The 20200-nt window shown below is 48.5% G+C and carries 17 protein-coding genes; 13 read left to right on the top strand and 4 right to left on the bottom strand.

Going from position 1 to position 20200, the window contains the following annotated elements; genetic code table 11:
* Positions 1-82 precede the first annotated feature (82 nt).
* The 12 genes from B8880_RS06915 (at position 83) to B8880_RS06970 (ending at position 13333) form a co-directional block, all read left to right on the top strand.
* Positions 83-2512 (top strand): DmsA/YnfE/YnfF family dimethyl sulfoxide reductase, encoded by a 2430-nt coding sequence (locus B8880_RS06915; protein ID WP_084256885.1) that lies wholly within the window; start codon positions 83-85, stop codon positions 2510-2512.
* 10 nt (positions 2513-2522) lie between these two features.
* Positions 2523-3140, top strand: coding sequence for a DMSO/selenate family reductase complex B subunit (locus B8880_RS06920; protein ID WP_084256886.1), 618 nt, complete (start codon positions 2523-2525; stop codon positions 3138-3140).
* 1 nt (position 3141) lies between these two features.
* The gene (locus B8880_RS06925; RefSeq protein ID WP_084256887.1) at positions 3142-3936 is read left to right on the top strand and encodes a DmsC/YnfH family molybdoenzyme membrane anchor subunit; all 795 of its coding nucleotides are present in this window, start codon (positions 3142-3144) and stop codon (positions 3934-3936) included.
* 195 nt (positions 3937-4131) lie between these two features.
* Positions 4132-6510 carry a ribonuclease R gene (gene rnr / locus B8880_RS06930; protein ID WP_084256888.1) on the top strand — a complete coding sequence of 793 codons (2379 nt, stop codon included), beginning with the start codon at positions 4132-4134 and terminating at the stop codon, positions 6508-6510.
* A gap of 21 nt (positions 6511-6531) precedes the next feature.
* Positions 6532-7653: an S-(hydroxymethyl)glutathione dehydrogenase/class III alcohol dehydrogenase gene (locus B8880_RS06935; protein WP_084256889.1), complete on the top strand. Its 1122-nt coding sequence runs from the start codon at positions 6532-6534 to the stop codon at positions 7651-7653.
* A 51-nt stretch (positions 7654-7704) separates the two neighbouring features.
* A complete protein-coding gene (gene fghA, locus B8880_RS06940; protein ID WP_084256890.1) occupies positions 7705-8547 on the top strand; it encodes an S-formylglutathione hydrolase in 843 nt (280 codons plus the stop codon).
* 54 nt (positions 8548-8601) lie between these two features.
* The gene (rlmB, locus tag B8880_RS06945) at positions 8602-9339 is read left to right on the top strand and encodes a 23S rRNA (guanosine(2251)-2'-O)-methyltransferase RlmB (protein ID WP_084256891.1); all 738 of its coding nucleotides are present in this window, start codon (positions 8602-8604) and stop codon (positions 9337-9339) included.
* Positions 9340-9532: 193 nt separating this feature from the next.
* Positions 9533-10345, top strand: a complete 813-nt coding sequence (locus B8880_RS06950; protein ID WP_084256892.1) for a pyridoxal phosphatase — start codon at positions 9533-9535, stop codon at positions 10343-10345.
* Positions 10346-10475: 130 nt separating this feature from the next.
* The gene (locus tag B8880_RS06955) at positions 10476-10910 is read left to right on the top strand and encodes a YgiW/YdeI family stress tolerance OB fold protein (RefSeq protein WP_084256893.1); all 435 of its coding nucleotides are present in this window, start codon (positions 10476-10478) and stop codon (positions 10908-10910) included.
* A 75-nt stretch (positions 10911-10985) separates the two neighbouring features.
* Positions 10986-11654: a response regulator gene (locus B8880_RS06960; protein ID WP_084256894.1), complete on the top strand. Its 669-nt coding sequence runs from the start codon at positions 10986-10988 to the stop codon at positions 11652-11654.
* The gene (gene qseC, locus B8880_RS06965; RefSeq protein ID WP_084256895.1) at positions 11644-12996 is read left to right on the top strand and encodes a quorum sensing histidine kinase QseC; all 1353 of its coding nucleotides are present in this window, start codon (positions 11644-11646) and stop codon (positions 12994-12996) included. Before B8880_RS06960 ends, qseC begins: the two co-directional genes overlap by 11 nt.
* A gap of 106 nt (positions 12997-13102) precedes the next feature.
* Complete coding sequence (locus B8880_RS06970; RefSeq protein ID WP_084256896.1) at positions 13103-13333, top strand: YgaP family membrane protein; 231 nt, start codon at positions 13103-13105, stop codon at positions 13331-13333.
* 108 nt (positions 13334-13441) lie between these two features.
* On the opposite strand, the gene leuD is transcribed toward B8880_RS06970, so the two are convergent.
* The 4 genes from leuD to leuA all read right to left on the bottom strand — a co-directional run bounded on the left by leuD (position 13442) and on the right by leuA (position 18287).
* Complete coding sequence (gene leuD / locus B8880_RS06975) at positions 13442-14044, bottom strand: 3-isopropylmalate dehydratase small subunit (protein WP_084256897.1); 603 nt, start codon at positions 14042-14044, stop codon at positions 13442-13444.
* Between the two features lie 10 nt (positions 14045-14054).
* Positions 14055-15464 (bottom strand): 3-isopropylmalate dehydratase large subunit, encoded by a 1410-nt coding sequence (leuC, locus tag B8880_RS06980; RefSeq protein WP_084256898.1) that lies wholly within the window; start codon positions 15462-15464, stop codon positions 14055-14057.
* Between the two features lie 38 nt (positions 15465-15502).
* Positions 15503-16579, bottom strand: coding sequence for a 3-isopropylmalate dehydrogenase (leuB, locus tag B8880_RS06985; RefSeq protein ID WP_084256942.1), 1077 nt, complete (start codon positions 16577-16579; stop codon positions 15503-15505).
* Positions 16580-16745: 166 nt separating this feature from the next.
* Positions 16746-18287 (bottom strand): 2-isopropylmalate synthase, encoded by a 1542-nt coding sequence (gene leuA, locus B8880_RS06990; RefSeq protein ID WP_084256899.1) that lies wholly within the window; start codon positions 18285-18287, stop codon positions 16746-16748.
* Between the two features lie 772 nt (positions 18288-19059).
* Here leuA and B8880_RS06995 point away from each other — a divergent pair.
* Positions 19060-20184, top strand: coding sequence for a NapC/NirT family cytochrome c (locus B8880_RS06995; protein WP_084256900.1), 1125 nt, complete (start codon positions 19060-19062; stop codon positions 20182-20184).
* The last annotated feature ends 16 nt before the right edge of the window (positions 20185-20200 follow it).

The following is a 20200-nucleotide window of genomic DNA, read 5'->3' on the forward strand; positions in this document are numbered from 1 at the left end:
TAAAACTCAATATACATAATTTTATGCGTGATTAAAATTCATTTGTAGATTGATGATTAACTATTTTTAAGTAGAGGTAAATATGGAAAAACGTTCTCCTGACCTCCCCAAAGTCAGCCGCAGAAATTTTTTAAAAGGCTCGACTGCAGGATTAACAACAGTTGCAACCGGTATCTCGCTGCCATTTGCTAGCAAAGCCAAACAAAAGCCGATGCAGGCGCAAGACATTGTGCCGGACAAAACCGTTTGGAGTATGTGCTCTGTCAACTGCGGTAGCCGTTGTGCCTTAAGATTACATGTCAAAAATGATGAAGTGTATTGGGTGGAAACCGATAATACCGGTGATGACTCTTACGGCAATCATCAGATCCGAGCCTGTCAGCGTGGGCGTTCCATGCGTCGAAGAATGAATCACCCTGATAGGTTAAATTATCCCATGAAACGGATCGGCAAACGTGGAGAAGGCAAGTTTGAACGAATTTCATGGGATGAAGCCTTAAATACTATTGCCGATAATCTAAAACGTATCGTTAAAGATTATGGCAATGAAGCGGTGTATATCAATATTGCATCGGGTGTGGTCGGTGGTAATATTACCCGAGCTTATTATTCTATTATGAATCGCTTTATGAATAGCTACGGTGGACATTTAGATTTTTACGGCAGTTACAGTGATGCTCAAATTTCCCGAGCGATGCCATATACTTACGGTTCAAATTTAGGTAATAGCTCTTCGGATATTGCCAACACCAAATTGGTGGTGCAGTTTGGTAATAATCCGGCAGAAACCAAAATGAGCGGTGGCGGCATTACCTATCATTTAACGCAAGCCCGAGAGCAATCTAAAGCGAAAATGATTGTGATCGATCCGCGTTATACCGATACCGCAGGTGGGCGTGAAGATGAATGGATCCCGATTCGTCCGGGCACGGATGCGGCTTTAATTGCTGCGCTGGCTTATGTGCTAATCACAGAAAATTTGGTGGATCAGCCATTCCTAGATAAATATTGCGTAGGCTATGATGAAAAAACCTTACCGCCTTCCGCACCAAAAAACAGTCATTATAAAGCCTATATTTTAGGTGATGGTGATGACGGCATTGCCAAAACCCCAAAATGGGCGGAACAAATTACCGGAATTCCAGAGGCAAAAATTATTCAATTAGCCCGTGAAATTGGCTCAACTAAACCCTGTTTTATTACACAAGGATTGGCACTACAGCGCAAGTCAAATGGAGAATTAGCTAGCCGAGCAGTCGCAATGTTGCCGATTTTGACGGGTAATGTAGGTATTCATGGGGGCAATTCCGGTGCACGTGAAAGTACATATACGCCCACACTAACTCGTTTTCCTATCTTAAAAAATCCGGTGAAAGCCAAAATTTCTTGTTTTACATGGACTGATGCCATCGAAAGAGGGGCAGAAATGACCGCACTTAAAGACGGCGTACAAGGCAAAGAAAAGTTGGATGTACCGATTAAATTCTTATGGAATTATGCCGGTAACACCATCATCAACCAGCATTCCGATATCAACCGTACCCATGAGCTGTTACAAGATGAATCAAAATGCGAAATGATCGTGGTGATCGAGAATTTTATGACCAGCTCGGCAAAATATGCGGATATTTTATTGCCGGATTTAATGACTACCGAGCAGGAAGATATAGTACCGAATAACGATGCTTGCAATATGGGTTATTTGATTTTCGGACAACCTGCCACATCGGCAAAATTTGAACGTCGTTCAATTTACGATATGTTATCCGATTTGGCTAAACGCTTAGGACAGGATACCTACCAAGCTTTTACCGAAGGACGAACACAGTCTGAATGGCTACAATTCTTATACGCAGATATGCGAGCCAAAGATCCTAATTTACCTTCTTATGAAGAATTCAAACAAATGGGGATTTTCAAACAACAAGACCCGAGAGGGCATTTTGTGGCATATAAAGATTTCCGTGAGGATCCTGAAAATAATCCATTAAAAACGCCATCAGGCAAAATTGAAATTTACTCTGAGCGTTTAGCGGAAATTGCCAATACATGGAAGCTCGATGAACAATCAGTCATTCATCCTTTACCGATTTATCATAGCGGTTTCAATGGCTGGGATGATCCGAAACGCAACACTTATCCATTCCAACTTATTGGTTTCCATCATAAAGCGAGAACTCACTCAACCTATGGCAATATTGATGTATTGCAAGCGATGACAAGGCAAGATGTGTGGATTAATTCCGTGGATGCGCAACGTTTGGGCATCAACAATGGTGATATGGTACGAGTATTTAACGAAATCGGTGAAACACGTTTAGCCGCCAAAGTCACACCGCGCATTATGCCAGGGATTGTGGCAATGGGGGAAGGGGCTTGGCATACTGCAAATGTATGGGGAGATAAGATTGATCATAATGGTTCGATCAATGTCCTCACCACCCAACGCCCTTCGCCACTGGCGAAAGGTAATCCGCAGCATTCTAATTTAGTGCAAGTTGAAAAATTATAAGGAGTAACGCATGGAACAATATGGTTTTTACTTTGATAGTCAACGTTGCACCGGCTGTAAAACTTGTTCGTTGGCATGTAAGGATTACAAAGATTTAGGTACGGATGTGAATTTCCGCCGTATTTATGAATATGTGGGTGGTGATTGGTTACAACAGCCGAACGGTTGTTGGGAGCAAAATGTGTTTGCTTATTACACCTCAATTTCTTGTAATCATTGTGATGAGCCGGCTTGTACTAAAGTCTGCCCGACCGGTGCCATGCACAAAAATGAAGATGGTTTTGTGATAGTGGATGAAGGTATTTGTATCGGCTGTCGCTATTGCAATATGGCGTGTCCGTATGACGCACCGCAATATGACGCACAGAAAGGACATATGACCAAATGTGACGGCTGTTATTCACGGGTGAAAACAGGACAAAAACCAATCTGCGTCGAATCTTGTCCATTACGCGCCTTGGATTTTGCCCCGATTGCGGAATTGCACGCGAAATACGGCGATGTGGCAGGAATTGCCCCTTTACCTAATCCGAGTTATACCCAACCGAATTTGGTGATTACGCCAAACAAAAACAGCAAACCGAGTGGTGATCAAACCGGTTTCCTAGGCAATCCACGGGAGGTATAAAATGAACGGCTTGCATGAACTACCTTTAATTATTTTCACCGTGTTGGCACAGTCTGTGGTCGGTGCAACGTTGGTACTGAGTTTGTCCCAGAACGAGATTAAACAAAAGAATACAAAACTATTTATTTTATTAGTCTTAATGGCAGCCGGTTTTCTTGCCTCAATTATGCATTTAGGTTCTCCGCTGCGCGCTTTTAATTCGTTGAACCGTATCGGCGAATCGATGCTCAGCAATGAAATTGCCAGTGGCTCAGTCTTTTTCGCCGCACTCGGATTATACTGGTTGCTGACGGTATCAGGCAAAATGCCGGCAAACCTTAACAAAATTTGGCTGATTGTTACCGCACTTCTCGGCTTGGTGTTTATGTATATGATGAATCAGGTATATCATATCAGCACGGTGCCGACTTGGAATAGCAGCCTGACCAGTTATAGTTTTTACCTGACTGTTATGACAGCCGGTTTTTGTTTAGGCTATGCCCTGTTTCGACAAGCGGCATGGCTACGTACAGTGATTGTTATTGGGATCTTTGTGATTGCAATACTGATCGTTTATCAAAGCCTTGAGCTGGCGGCAATTCGCTCATCAGTACAAAATGCCCTAGATCTAGTACCTGATTATATGCTCTTAAACATGATACGCTTATGTTTACTGGCTGCCGGCGCTTATCTTCTCTTTCGCACCACCCCGTCGTTACTCTATCTTGCTGCGATCTTGATGATTGCCGCTGAAATGATCGGACGGATATTATTCTACGGCTTGCACATGACCGTCGGCACGGCGGTTGCCGGGTAGAATTACAACACACTTTATTAGGGTGTCGCCATACACCCTAATAAATTTTCCTTTCTATTATACCCCTTCAGATATTGGTTTTTAAGCTGAATAAATCTTCGCCCGCCCTGCTTTTCTTGCTTTCTCAGTCGCAGAGTGTCAAACTGAGCACATTCCCCATAACAACAATAAAAACAACGTAAAAAAGGAGACATTATGTCAAAAGATCCCAATTATCAGGCGGAAGCGGAGAAATATGAAAATCCGATTCCAAGCCGTGAGTTTATTTTACAGACCATTCGCCAACACAATGCGCCGATGAAGCGGCAGGATATTCTGACCGCACTTAACATCACTGACGAAGAACAAATCGAAGGTATGCGCCGCCGTTTGCGTGCGATGGAAAACGACGGGCAGTTGGTGTTTACCAAACGCCAATGCTACGCACTGCCGGAAAAATTATCGCTGCTGAAAGGCACGGTGATCGGGCATCGCGACGGTTACGGTTTTTTGCAGGTGGAAGGCTCGGTCGGCGGTAAAAAAGAAGACGATTGGTTTATTCCCAACGGACAGATGCAGCGCGTGATGCACGGCGATTATGTACTGGCGCAGCCGAACGGGTTTGATCGCCGTGGGCGGCAGGAAGTGCGGATCGTGCGGATCTTGGAAAGCCGTAAAAAACAGATTGTCGGGCGTTTCTTTATGGAATCCGGCATTGCCTTTGTCGTGCCGGACGACAGCCGGATCAGCCACGATATTCTGATTCCGAACGAACACCGCATGGGCGCACGCATGGGGCAGGTGGTGGTGGTCGAGCTGCAACCGCGCACCCGCAACCATAATCCGGTCGGGATTATCACCGAGATTCTGGGCGACAATATGGCACCGGGCATGGAAGTGGAAATCGCACTGCGCAACCACGATATTCCGCATATTTTCCCTGAAAATGTGTTGAAACAGGTGGACGGCTTAAAAGAAGAGGTCAGCGAAGAAGCCAAACAAGGACGGATTAATCTGTGCGATCTGCCGTTAGTCACCATTGACGGTGAAGACGCACGCGATTTTGACGATGCGGTTTATGCACGCAAAAACGGCGACAGCGGCTGGAAGCTATGGGTGGCGATTGCCGATGTGAGCTATTATGTACGCCTGAAAACCGCACTTGATGCCGAAGCACGCAATCGCGGTACGTCGGTTTACTTCCCGAACCGCGTTGTGCCGATGTTGCCGGAAGTGCTGTCGAACGGGCTGTGCTCGTTAAATCCGCAAGTGGACCGGTTGTGTATGGTCTGCGAAATGGACATTTCCAAAAAAGGCAAAATGACCGGCTACAAATTCTACGAAGCGGTGATGAATTCCCACGCCCGTTTGACCTACAGCAAAGTGTGGCGGATTTTAGAGGGCGACGAAGAATTGCGCCAACGCTACGCCCTGCTGGTACCGCACTTGGAAGAGTTGTACAGCTTGTTCAAGGTGCTGCACGACGCGCGCCAAAAACGCGGTGCGATTGATTTTGAAACCATCGAAACCCAGTTTATTTTTAATCCGCAAGGCCGAATCGAACGGATCGAACCTGTGGTGCGCAACGATGCGCATAAGATCATCGAAGAGTGTATGATCCAAGCCAATATTGCGGCGGCAACTTTTGTGGAAAAAGCGCAAGAGCCTGCGCTGTTCCGCATTCATGCCGGTCCGGGAGAAGAAAAATTGATGGGCTTCCGCAGCTTCCTCAACGAGTGCGGTTTAACCCTCGGCGGCGGTTTGAAACCGACACCGGCGGATTACGCCGAATTGATGACACAGGTGAAAGAGCGCCCCGATCATGAGCTGATTCAAACTATGTTGTTGCGCTCGCTCAGTCAAGCGGTGTATTCCGCCGACAATATCGGGCATTTCGGCTTGGCATTGGACAACTACGCCCATTTCACCTCGCCAATCCGCCGCTATCCTGACTTGAGCCTGCACCGCGCGATTAAATATCTGATCGCCAAGCAGCAAGGCAGCAACAAACGTTCCACCAGCGGCGGCGGTTTCCACTATCTGTTGGACGAAATTGATCTGCTCGGCGATCACTGCTCCACCACCGAACGCCGTGCCGACGACGCCACCCGCGAAGTCGCCGACTGGCTGAAATGCGAATATATGCAGGATCACGTCGGCGAAGAGTTCGACGGCATAATCTCCAGCGTCACCGGCTTCGGCTTGTTTGTGCGCCTGAACGACTTCTTTATCGACGGCTTGGTGCATATCTCTACCCTCGATAACGACTATTACCAATTCGACAGCGCCGGACAACGCCTAATCGGCGAAAACAGCGGCATGTATTACCGTATCGGCGACAAAGTGCGGATCAAAGTCAGCGCCGTCAGTCTGGAACAGAAGCAGATCGATTTCGCAATGGTATCCAGCGAACGCAAACCGCTGCGCGAAGGCAAAACCGCCAAAGATCGCCTTAAGAAAAATGTGCGCTATGCCGAAAGTTTGGAAAAACGCCTGCGCGACGGCAGAAGCGGCAAAGCCGATCCGGCACGCGCCGAGAAAAAGAAACCGTCGCGCAAAAGCGGCGCATTCAGCAAAAGTAAAAAACGCAAATAACCCGATATAAGGAGAACGCCTATGACTGACTTTATCAAAACACGAGCCGCCGTAGCCTGGGCGCCGAATGAACCGTTAAAAATCGAAGAATTGGATTTGATGCCGCCGCAAAAAGGCGAAGTGTTGGTGCGGATTGTCGCCACCGGTGTTTGTCATACCGACGCTTATACTTTGTCCGGCAAGGATTCGGAAGGGATTTTCCCTTGCGTGCTGGGACATGAAGGCGCCGGTATTGTCGAAGCGGTGGGCGAAGGCGTGACCAGCGTGGCGGTCGGCGATCATGTGATTCCGCTTTACACCGCCGAGTGCGGCGAATGTAAATTCTGCCGTTCGGGTAAAACCAACTTATGTTCCTCCGTGCGTGAAACCCAAGGCAGAGGCTTGATGCCGGACGGCACGGTGCGTTTTTTCAAAGACGGACAGCCGATTTATCACTATATGGGCTGTTCGACCTTTTCCGAATATACGGTGGTTGCCGAAGTCTCATTGGCAAAAGTGCAAAAAGAAGCTCCGTTGGAAGAGATCTGTCTGCTCGGCTGCGGCGTTACCACCGGCATGGGTGCGGTGATCAACACCGCTAAAGCGAAGAGCGGTGACAGCATTGCGATTTTCGGACTGGGTGGGATCGGCTTGGCGGCGATTATCGGTGCGCGCATGATCGGCGCCAGCCGGATTATCGGCATTGACGTCAATCCGGAAAAATTTGAAATGGCGAAAAAACTGGGCGCAACCGAATGTATCAACCCGAACGATTTCGACAAACCGATTCAGGAGATGATTGTCGAAATGACCGACGGCGGTGTGGATTATTCGTTCGAGTGTATCGGCAACGTTGATGTTATGCGTGCCGCGTTGGAATGCTGCCACAAAGGCTGGGGCGAATCGGTGATTATCGGCGTTGCCCCTGCCGGAGCGGAAATCCGCACCCGCCCGTTCCAACTGGTCACTGGTCGCGTGTGGCGCGGTTCGGCATTTGGCGGCGTGAAAGGGCGCACTCAATTGCCGAAAATTATTCAGCAATATTTGGACGGCGAATTTGCCTTGAGTGACTTTATCACCCATACCATGCCGCTGGAGCAGATCAACAGCGCCTTTGATTTAATGCACGAAGGCAAATCTATCCGCAGCGTGATTCATTATTAACGCTACAAAGTGCGGTCTGACCGCACTTTTTCCTTTCTGTGTGAGGAACTTATGACCACATTGACACTGATCAGCAGTAATAAAATGTTCGATGGACTACATCAACGCTACCGCCATTTTGCCAATAGTACCCAATGCGAGATGACCTTTGCCGTCTATCTGCCGCCGCAAGCACAAAACGGCGCAAAAGTGCCGCTGCTCTATTGGCTGTCGGGCTTAACCTGTAATGATGAAAATTTCTCTACCAAAGCCGGCGCACAGCGCTTGGCGGCGCAATACGGTTTTGCGCTGGTGATGCCGGACACCAGCCCGCGCGGCGACAATGTGGCAGATGACGATCACTATGATTTGGGGCAAGGCGCCGGATTTTACCTGAATGCCACTCAACAACCTTGGGCTGAACATTACCGTATGTACGATTATATCGTCGAGGAATTGCCGTCCTTACTGGCACAGCACTTTCCCCTGAATGGACAAGCGGCGATTTTCGGGCATTCGATGGGCGGACACGGTGCGTTGATGATTGCGTTGAAAAACAGCGAACGTTTCAGTTCTGTTTCCGCCTTTGCGCCCATCGTCAATCCAAGCGAAACGCCATGGGGACAAAAAGCCTTTTCTGCCTATTTAGGCGACGATCGGGCGGCATGGGCGCAATATGACAGCTTGCAACAACTGGCTCATGCCAAACGCAAACTGCCGATATTAATCGACCAAGGCGACGCCGATAATTTTTATCCTGAGCAGCTGCAACCGCAAAAATTCGTACAAAGTGCGGTTGAACACGGTTTTGCGATCGAATTTAATCTGCATTCGGGTTATGATCACAGTTACTATTTTATCGCCAGCTTTATCGAACCGCACTTTGCGTTTCATGCCAAATATTTCGGCGCATAATCCGGCGGCTTTTATGGTATCTTAACTAAAATCATTTCTGGCTAATAACACATTATGAGCGAAAATATTTACGGGATTCACGCAGTATCCTCTTTTTTAAACACTGCGCCAGAGCGGGTTATCGAAGTCTATGTGCTGAAAGGGCGAGAAGATAAACGTTTGCAACCGTTGTTAAATCAACTGCACGCTTTAGGCATTGCGGTGCAGCAGATGAATCGGCAAACGTTGGATAAAAAAGCCGACGGTGAGGTACACCAAGGCATTATTGCGCGGGTACAACCGGCGAAAGAGTTGAACGAAAACGATCTGGACGCCATTTTAAGCGGCAAAAGCGCACCGTTTTTACTGGTGTTGGACGGTGTCACCGATCCGCATAATCTGGGGGCGTGTTTGCGCACCGCCGATGCGGCAGGGGTGGACGCGGTGATTGTGCCGAAAGACAAATCGGCGCAACTGACCTCGACCGCGCGCAAAGTGGCGTGCGGTGCGGCGGAAACGATGCCACTGGTTCGGGTGACCAACCTTGCGCGCACCTTGCGTGATCTGCAACAAAATCATAATATCTGGGTGGTCGGCACGGCAGGCGAAGCCACGGAAACGCTATATCAAACCCAACTCGACGGTGCGATTGTGCTGGTGATGGGTGCCGAAGGCGAAGGCATGCGCCGCCTCACACGCGAACATTGCGATCAACTAATCAGCATTCCGATGGCAGGCAGCGTTTCTTCGTTAAATGTTTCCGTCGCCACCGGGGTGTGCTTATTTGAAATTGTGCGCCAGCGGATAAAGTAAGCCCTGTTGTATTTCCCTTCTCCCTTGATGGGAAAAGGTGTCCGAAGGGCAGATGAGGGTGAAATAAAGCAAATTTGTACCCCTCATCCTGATTTTAGCTTCTGAACGAAGCCAAAATCTGTCTTTCTCCCACAAGGGGCGAAGGAATAATCAAAATTTCGTATCTCAACCTACTGTTTTAAAAGGATAAACAATGAAATACCGTGTCGTTGCATTTGATTTAGACGGAACCTTACTCAACAGCCAAGGCGAAATCCTGCCGAGCAGCATTGAAGCGATTAATGCCGCCCGTGCTAAAGGCGCTAAAGTCATACTGGTAACCGGTCGTCACCACACCGCAGTGAAACCCTATTATCATCAGTTGCAACTGGATACGCCGATTATCTGCTGTAACGGCACTTATATTTACGATGTCGCCGGCGACAGCACCCCAGTGGCAAATCCGTTCACTTGGCAGCAGGCTCGCAAAGTGATCGATACCGCGGAACAATTAGGCATTCACCTGCTGATGTACACCCGTGATCAAATGACCTTCACCGAATTTAATCCGCATATGCGCAAATTTTCCCAATGGGTGGCGCAATGCCCGGAAAATGTACGCCCGAATTTGCAACAAATCAGCAGCTTTTACGCGCCGCTGGCTAATCGGCAGGCGATTTGGAAATTTGTGATCAGCCACCCTGACCGTGCGTTAATGGAAAGTGCGGTCGCGCAATTGCCAAGCGAACAGTTCAGCTGCGAATGGTCGTGGGTTGATCGGGTCGATGTCGCCAACAACGGCAACAGCAAAGGCGGACGCTTGCTGGAGCTGTTAAAAAGCTGGAATGTCGATCCGCAGCAGGTGATTGCCTTCGGCGACAACCATAATGACATCAGTATGCTGACCGCTGTCGGCTTGGGCGTGGCAATGGGCAATGCCGAAGCCGACGTGAAAGCACAGGCGAAATTGATCACCACCGACAACGATCAAAACGGTATCCAACAGGTTTTGGCAAAATATTTATAAAATTTTTACCGGTTAAGATTTTTTTAAGAACTCTTTGGTTTAATACACTCAACAAAGCGTTACAGACAAGCACCGAAGTGCTTACGCCTTGTCAACATTTGATGAAAATTAAACTCGGAGAGTAACTATTATGAAAAAATTAGCCCTAACTTCAGCCCTTTTATTAGCCGTCAGCGGCGGTGCATTAGCCGCTACACAAAGTGCGGACGGCACGCAACCGACCTTTGGCGGCGAGCGCGTTATGCAAAAACATGACGGTAAACGCAGCGACAAACACCAACGCGGCGGATTCGCCGGTGAGCAGGCGGCGGTAACCAAAGTGGCCGATGTTAAAAACCTGAAAGATGATGCCCGTGTGGTATTGGAAGGGTTCATCGAGCAACAGGTCGGCAAAGACGACTATGTGTTTAAAGATGACAGCGGCAGCATCGAAGTGGAAATCGAGCGTCGTGCTTGGGCAGGACAGGAAGTGACCCCGAGTGATAAAGTGAAATTATTCGGCGAAGTTGACCAATCTTGGAACAAGACCGAAGTTGAAATCCACCGCGTAGTGAAAGTAAAATAAGCCAAACGCAAACCGCACTTTATAACACAAAGTGCGGTTTTTTCTCAATATCATAAATAGCGGAAACCCTCTCCTATGCGCATACTCCTTATCGAAGACGATCCATTAATCGGCGACGGTTTGAAAATCGGGCTGACCAAATTCAATTACAGTGTGGATTGGTTTCAAGACGGCAAAACCGGCTTTGAAGCGCTAAACAGTGCGCCTTATGATGCGGTGGTGCTGGATTTAACCCTGCCGAAAATGGACGGCATGGATATTTTGCAGCAGTGGCGCAAGCAAAACCAAGATGTACCCGTGCTGATTCTGACCGCGCGCGACAGTTTGGAGCAGCGTGTTTCCGGTTTGAAACAGGGCGCGGACGATTATCTGTGCAAGCCTTTTGCCCTGAGCGAAGTGGCGGCACGGCTGGAAGCGCTGATCCGCCGCCGTCACGGCAACCTGAATCCGGTCATCACCCACGGCAACCTCAGCTTCGAACCCGATGCCAGAGTGGTTAAAATCGACGGGCAGGCGATCAACCTGACGACCCGCGAATTTAAACTGTTGGCGCTGTTTTTATCCAATAAAGAGCGGGTGCTGCCACGCTCGCTTATCGAAGAAAAACTGCATAGCTGGGACGATGAAATCAGCAGCAATGCGTTGGAAGTGCATATCCATAACCTGCGTAAAAAACTCGGCAACCACGTTATCCGCACGGTGCACGGTGTCGGCTATACTTTAGGCAAAGCCGATGAAAATTAACAGCTTACGCCTACGGTTGATTATTATCCTCTCTTTCACCTCACTGTTACTGTGGTGCGTGGCGGGTATCATCGCTTGGAGCAAGGCGAAAGACGAAACCGACAAAGTGTTTGATGCGCAACAAATTCTATTTGCCCAACGGTTGGCAACCTCCAATCTGAGACAAATTCTAATTCAACAACACAACGGCAAAATGCCCGAAGCCTTTAAACCGCCGCGCCACATACGCAAAAAAGTGTTGGACGACGATGCCTTGGCATTTGCGATTTTTACCCGTCAAGGCGAAAGGGTGCTGTCGGACGGTAATAACGGCGATCATATCACCTTTTCACCGACGCGCGGTTTTGCCAAACAAACAATTGATGATGATTCTTGGCGTATTTTCTGGCTTCCTGCTGCCGGTGGCGAATTAATGATTGCTGTCGGGCAAGAGCTGGAATACCGTGAAGACATTGTATCCGATATGGTTTTCAGCCAACTGTGGGTTTGGCTCGCCGGCTTGCCGGTGTTGCTGGCGTTAATCGCCTTTGTCGTCAGCCGTGAATTGGCGCCGCTCAAACGCTTACGCCAAGAACTGCACCACCGTTCGCCGGACGATAACAGCCCGATCGAAATTCCGTCATTGCCGTCGGAGATCCAGCCGGTGGTCAACAGCCTGAACCACTTTTTTGACCGCACTTCGTCAATGCTGCTGCGCGAGCGCCGTTTTACCTCTGATGCCGCCCATGAACTGCGCAGTCCGCTGACCGCACTTCGGGTGCAGACCGAAATAGCACAACTCGCCGGCGACGACAGCACAATGCGCGATCAGGCGTTAAACCATTTAACCCACGGCATTGACCGCGCCACCCAGCTGATCGAACAGCTGCTCACGCTTTCGCGTTTGGATTCGGTGGTCGAGCTGGACAATCAGGAAACGATAAAATGGCAGGATTTGGTCGAATCACTACTCGGCGAACGCTATTTTGCCGCCGCCAAAAAACAGATTGCCTTGGAATTTCAACAACATGCCCAACCGCCGTTACAACAAGGACAACCGCTATTGATTTCCTTGATGTTACGCAACCTGATCGACAATGCGATTCACTACTGCCCGAACGGCAGCCGGATTGTGGTGTCGTTATACCGTGATCGGATTACGGTAAGCGACAACGGCAACGGCGTTGCGCCGGATGATCTGCTGAAATTGGGGCAGCGCTTTTACCGTCCTGCCGGCCAAAATGAAAAAGGCAGCGGCTTGGGCTTGTCGATCGTGAATCGAATCGCAGAATTACACCACTATTCAGTTAAATTCAGAAATATTATTCCAAAAGGATTTGAAAGCGAGATCCGATTCGAATAATCCAAAAGTGGTATTTGACATCGTTGTTAAAAATCTGTATTAATAAAATTGAAAAGCAGTAAATCCTTGCTTCAATTCTGATTGAAACCAACTAAATGGAGGGATTATGCCTAGAAAATTGCGTAAAAACTTAGGAACGCTCGATCGTATTATTCGAATTCTACTGGGGATTACCTTGTGTATCTTAAGTGCGGTCAAAATTATCGGCCCTTGGGGATACATTGGTGTGCTGATCACCATCAGCGGCTTGCTAAGTTATTGTTTAATTTATAAATGGCTAGGCATCTCTACCTGCGTCAATAATTGCGAAATCGATTTTGATGATGAGCATACTTGATATTGATTGATACAGTTGATACACACGCTCTTATGAACCGCACTTTAATAAAAGTGCGGTTTTTATATTGAAAATCAGGCTGAGAATCGGGTTGAAAAACGATAAACCCTAACGCAAAAACGCCGGAATCTTGCTTTCATATTCGCTGATCGCGTCGGCATGCTGCAATGTCAGACCGATGTTATCCAAACCTTCCAATAAGCAGTGGCGACGGAATTCGTCCAGTTCAAAGTGATAGACTTTGTCGCCGACGGTGACGGTTTTGGCAACCAAATCGACGTGAATCTGTTTGCCTTCGTTTGCCCACACCCATTGGAAAATCTCTTCCACTTGCTGCTCGCTCAAACGGATCGGTAACATATGGTTGTTCAAGCTGTTGTTGTAGAAAATATCGGCGAAGCTCGGGGCGATCATCACTTTAAAGCCATAATCCGCCAACGCCCAAGGGGCGTGTTCCCGCGACGAACCGCAGCCTAAATTTTCGCGCGCCAATAAAATCGTTGCGCCTTGATATTGCGGATAATTCAACACAAATTCCGGATTCGGTTGCGTGCCGTCCACATCGAGATAACGCCATTCGTGAAACAGATGCTTGCCGAAGCCGACACGGGTGATCGCTTGCAAGAATTGTTTCGGGATAATCGCATCGGTATCCACATTGGCGGCGTCCAGTGGAACGACTAAACCTGAAAGTTGTTTAAAACCTGCCATTGTGAACTCCTTAATTTAATGAAACTTGACGAATATCAACGAATTTGCCGAATACTGCGGCGGCGGCGGCCATTGCCGGACTGACCAAATGGGTGCGTCCGTTGCGCCCTTGGCGACCTTCAAAGTTACGGTTGCTGGTCGAGGCGCAACGTTCCCATTCGCCCAAACGGTCATCGTTCATGCCTAAGCACATCGAGCAGCCCGGATTACGCCACTCGGCACCGGCTGCGATAAAGATTTTATCCAAACCCTCTTGTTCCGCCTGTTCTTTGACTAAACCGGAGCCAGGCACGACCAACACACGTTTGACATTATCGGCTTTTTTGCGCCCTTTCATCACCGCTGCCGCCGCGCGCAAGTCTTCAATCCGCGAGTTGGTGCAAGAGCCGATAAACACTTGATCAACCGCTACTTGAGTTAAATCGGTATTCGCTGCTAAGCCGATATAATCCAGCGCTTTTTCTGCCGAACCGCGCACCACCGGATCCGCCATTTCCGCCGGATTCGGCACTAATTGATCGATACCGATCACTTGTCCCGGATTCGTGCCCCACGTCACTTGTGGCGCAATGTCTTTGGCTTCCAGCACCACCACCGTATCAAACTCTGCACCGTCGTCGGTTTTTAAGGTTTTCCAATATGCCACGGCGTCGTCCCAATCTTTGCCTTGCGGCGCATGTGGGCGACCTTTTAAGTAGGCAAACGTGGTTTCGTCCGGCGCAATCAAACCGGCTTTCGCCCCCAACTCGATCGCCATGTTGCACACGGTCATACGTCCTTCCATCGATAAATCGCGGATTGCTTCGCCGCAGAATTCGACCACATGCCCTGTGCCGCCTGCCATTGTGGTTTTGCCGATAATCGCCAGCACAATATCTTTAGCGGTAATGCCTGCGCCGACTTTGCCACGCACTTCGATTTTCATGCTTTTGGCACGGGCTTGCTTTAAGGTTTGGGTGGCTAAAACGTGTTCCACTTCGGACGTGCCGATCCCGAACGCCAATGCGCCGAAAGCACCGTGGGTTGCGGTGTGCGAATCGCCGCAGACAATGGTCATACCCGGCAAGGTTAAACCTTGCTCCGGCCCCATAACGTGGACGATGCCCTGTTCTTTGCTGTTCATATCAAACAACGAGATGCCGGTGGCTTTGCAGTTTTTATCCAATTCCAACACCTGAATCCGTGCCTGCCCTTCCAATTTATTCACGTCACGCTCTTGGGTGGAAATGCTGTGATCCATCGTGCCGAAAGTTTTACCGACTTGGCGCACTGGACGGTTTGCCACGCGCAAGCCGTCAAAGGCCTGCGGGCTGGTCACTTCGTGGATCAAATGGCGGTTGATATACAGAATCGGGGTTTCGCCGTCCGCTTCATAAACGACGTGAGAGTCGAACAGTTTTTGGTATAAAGTCTTTTTCATTGTGTCATCCGTAAATATGTAAATTCGTGAGTTTTTAATTAAATCGCCGCCGCAATCAAATCGCCCATTTCCGTTGTGGAAACCGGTTGGCTGTCGTCGGCTAAATCGCCGGTGCGATGACCTGCGGCTAACACTTTTTGTACCGCACTTTCAATCGCTTGCGCCGCGTCTTCCAAATTGAAGCTGTAACGCAACATCATTGCCGCCGATAAAATTTGTGCAATCGGGTTAGCGATATTTTTGCCTGCGATGTCGGGAGCAGAACCGCCAGCCGGTTCATATAAACCGAAGCCTTGTTCGTTCATACTGGCGGACGGCAACATGCCCATCGAGCCGGTGATCATCGCACACTCGTCGGAAATAATATCGCCGAAAATATTCGAACACAGCAGCACATCGAAGAACGACGGCTGTTTGATCATCTGCATAGTCGCATTGTCGATATAGATATGATCCAACCACACTTCCGGGTAATCTTTTGCCACTTCATTCACCACTTCGCGCCACAACACCGAGCTGGTCAGCACGTTGGCTTTATCCACCGAGGTGACATGCTTGGTACGTTTAAGTGCGGTTTCAAACGCGATACGCGCGATACGTTCGATTTCATAGCGGTGATAGACTTCGGTGTCATAGGCTTTTTCCATTGCGCCTTCGCCTTCGCGTCCTTTCGGCTGTCCGAAGTAGATGCCGCCGGTCAATTCGCGCACCACCACCATATCAAACCCGGTTGCGGCAATGTCGGCACGCAGCGGACAGAATTTTTCCAAGCCTTTGTAGAGTGTCGCCGGACGCAAATTACAGAACAGAGAAAAGTGTTTTCTTAACGGCAACAGTGCGCCACGCTCCGGCTGTTCCGCCGGCGGCAGCTTTTCCCATTTCGGTCCGCCGACCGAACCGAACAAGATCGCATCCGCCGCTTCGCACCCCTGCAACGTCACATCTGGCAACGCCTTGCCGTGATTATCAATCCCGGCACCGCCGACATCAAAATGGCTGTAGTTCAACTTAAACTGAAATTTTTGCTGCACCGCATCTAACACTTTGATTGCTTGCGCCATAATTTCAGGGCCGATACCGTCGCCGGCTAACACTGCTACGTTGTATGTTTGCATTTTTTCTTCCTCTGTTTTCATTTTTTCGTTCCCTTCTCCCCTTGTGGGAAAAGGACAGATTTGAGCCTCGTTCAGACGCTTAAATCAGAATGAGGGGAATATTCGCTTACATCACCCTCATCCGCCCTGCGGGCACCTTCTCCCGTCAAGGGAGAAGGGAATTGTCTTATTTCTTGGCTTTTAAATCCGCCACTTTATGTGCGCGATAAATCGCATTAATCGCGTGGATTAAGGCTAACGCCGACGATTCGATAATATCCGTTGCCAAGCCGACGCCGTGGAATTTGCGTCCTTCATGTTCCACCACAATATCCACCTGCCCCAACGCTTCCGCCCCTTCGCCTTTCGCGGTCAGATTATAGTGCGACATCGTCACGTCCAAACCGGTTAATGCCAAAATGGCATTATAAGTGGCATCGACAGGTCCATTGCCGCCGGTGGATACCGTACTTAATTTTTCGCCGTCCAGCTCCAATTGCACAAACGAAGTCGCCGGAAATTCGCTGACCGAATGGGCGGAGATTTTGTCCAGTTTTAAGCGATCTGCTTCGCCTTGCTGCATATCGATAAACGCCAGCGCTTCCAAATCGTAATCGAATACCTGACCTTTTTTATCCGCCAGTTTCAAAAACGCTTCATATAATTTATCCAAATCGTAATCGCTTTCCACATAGCCCATATCCGCCATATGCCCTTTCACCGCCGCACGGCCGGAACGGGCGGTCAGGTTCAGTTTCTCTTTTTTCAGCCCGATTGATTCCGGCGACATGATTTCGTAGGTATTTTTGTTTTTCAGCATGCCGTCTTGGTGAATGCCGGACGAATGGGCAAACGCGTTCGCGCCGACAATCGCTTTGTTCGGCTGAATCGGCATATTGCACAACTGGCTGACCATTTGGCTGACACGGTGGATCTCTTGGGTGTTAATCCGCGTATCTACCTTGAACATATCCTGACGGGTCTTGATCGCCATCACCACTTCTTCAAGTGCGGTATTGCCGGCGCGTTCGCCGATGCCGTTAATGGTGCATTCAATCTGGCGTGCGCCGTTCAGCACCGCAGTCAACGAGTTGGCGGTCGCCATGCCCAAATCGTTATGGCAATGCACCGACACAATCGCTTTATCAATATTCGGCACGCGGTTCATCACCTGATGAATAATGTTACCGTATTCGGTCGGTAAACAGAAACCGACGGTATCGGGAATATTGACCGTGGTTGCACCGGCATTAATTGCGGCTTCCACAATACGACAAATATTATCGATCCCGGTACGACCGGCATCTTCGCAGGAAAATTCCACATCATCGGTGTAACGGCGCGCGCGTTTCACCGCTTGCACCGCACGCTCAACCACGTCGTCAAAGGTGCTTTTCAGTTTGGCTTCCACATGCAAGGCGGAACTGGCGATAAAGGTATGAATACGGAAACGCTCGGCTTCTTTCAAAGCTTCGTAAACCGCATCGATATCGCGATCCACCGCACGCGAAAGTCCGCAAACAATCGAGTTTTTGATATGGCGCCCGATGGTCTGCACCGATTCAAAATCGCCTGAAGACGACACCGGAAAACCCACTTCCATCACGTCCACCCCCAAACGCTCCAGCGCCAGCGCAATTTGCAACTTCTCCCGCACCGTCAAACTGGCACTCAACGCCTGCTCGCCGTCGCGCAGGGTGGTATCAAAAATAATCACGTTATCACTCATAACATTTTCCTTAGTTTCCGTTCTTCAATGATGTTTCGGTTGCCCAAAGTGCGGTTTATAAATGCAAAAAACCCGCAACGTTGTGCGGGTTTAAAATTCGTGTGAATTGCAATTTGCCAATTATCTTCCACAGTCGAGCCGCACGATCAGTTTGCGAGCAAGAGGAGGAGAGATAAGGTAACAAATTGCGTTTTCATCTGTATTCCGATTTAAGTATGCTATTCTACGAATTCAATGAGGGTCATTTTTACTTGAGAACCGCACTTTGTCAATCCATTACTTGAGATTTTTCTCTAAAAAAAGGCGGTTTATTGCTTTTTAAAAAGCATAAAAATTTATTTTTCACGAAAAAATTAGTACATAATATCAATTTCATTCGCATTATCAGATTTAATCAATTTTTAAACGTTTCCTGACAGAATAGTATACTAATTTAAGACTTTTACTATTTTGCCATAGTATGTTCAATGGTATGAAACAATAATTTAAATGGCTATATAAATTTTCATATAACGAAATTTAACGATTCTAACACATCATTTTCCTGTAAACCAAGTCAGTGAAAATTATAACCACTAGGCTTATAATTCAATTTAAAATCAAATTCTTAGATAAATAATCCGTAAAAATACCCATTATCACGCCGATTTTCACACATTATTTTCCCCATAAAAATTAATGAGATTTGATTCACATCAAACTATACCGCGCTTTTTTGATTAAGATTGACAACAATATAATCATAACGAGTTAAAACATAAGAGGTATTTTCATGTGGGGTAAAAAGAAGGGGCTATTATTCGGGATCTTTCTCTTTCTATTAGGCGGGCTGGCTTTCCGGCTCACTCAAGGTATTTTTCATAAAACCAACTCAACCGAATTTTGCGTCAGCTGCCATTCGATGAGCATTCCGCAAGAAGAATGGGAAGGCAGTGTCCACTTTGCCAACAGTAAAGGAATTCGGGCGGAGTGCGCCGATTGCCACTTGCCGCCGGACAGCTGGCACTACGTTAAGGCAAAAGTGATGGCGGTGAAAGATGTGTGGGGCGAAATCACCGGCAAAATTCCGGATCAAGAGGCTTATGAAGCCCATCGTCTGGAAATGGCGCAAGCGGTTTGGAAAAGTATGAAAGAACAGGATTCCGCCACTTGCCGCACTTGCCATAAAACCGAGGCGTGGATTCTCGGTGATCAGTCCGAACAGGCGCAAACCATGCATAAACTGGCGGCAGAAACCAATCAAACCTGTATCGATTGCCATAAAGGTCTGGTGCATTTTATACCGGACATTCCGACCGATTCCAGCGCCGCAACGGGCGAATTGAGCCGCCACGCCGGTGATTTCAGCGCGGAAAATGCTGAACTTTACGCCTTCAATATTTCCGCCGCGAAAACCGGCACCGGTGAAATCCGCTTAATGCCGTTTGCCAAGCTGAGCGACTGGCGACAAGAGGACGACACGCTGCACGCCGTTGTGAATGGCTGGCAACAAAGCGGTGCGGAAAACCTGCTGTATCAACAAATGGGCAAGCGCATTCTTGTCGGCGTGCTTGATGATAATGCCAAAACCGATGTCAGCGTAATCAGCAGCATACACGATACGGTGACAAATTCCGATTGGCAGCAGGTCAAACTCACGGTTTCCCTGCCTAAAACAGCGTTGACAGCCAATCTGGACGCGCTCAATGCTTACGGCAAAAGTTTGGATCAAACCCATTGCAGCACTTGTCACGCGACGATTCCGGCTGATCACTACACCGCCAATCAATGGGTCGGCGTGATTAATTCGATGAAAGACCGCACTTCGATGAGTGATGAAGAGGTGCGCGCAGTAACGATTTATTTGCAACACTTTGCGAAAGATATGCCAGCAGCGGCAACATCCGGAGTACACTAATTTTCCCTCTTACACT

This window comes from Pasteurella testudinis DSM 23072 (genome assembly GCF_900176075.1).
Classification (GTDB): Bacteria; Pseudomonadota; Gammaproteobacteria; order Enterobacterales; family Pasteurellaceae; genus Chelonobacter; species Chelonobacter testudinis.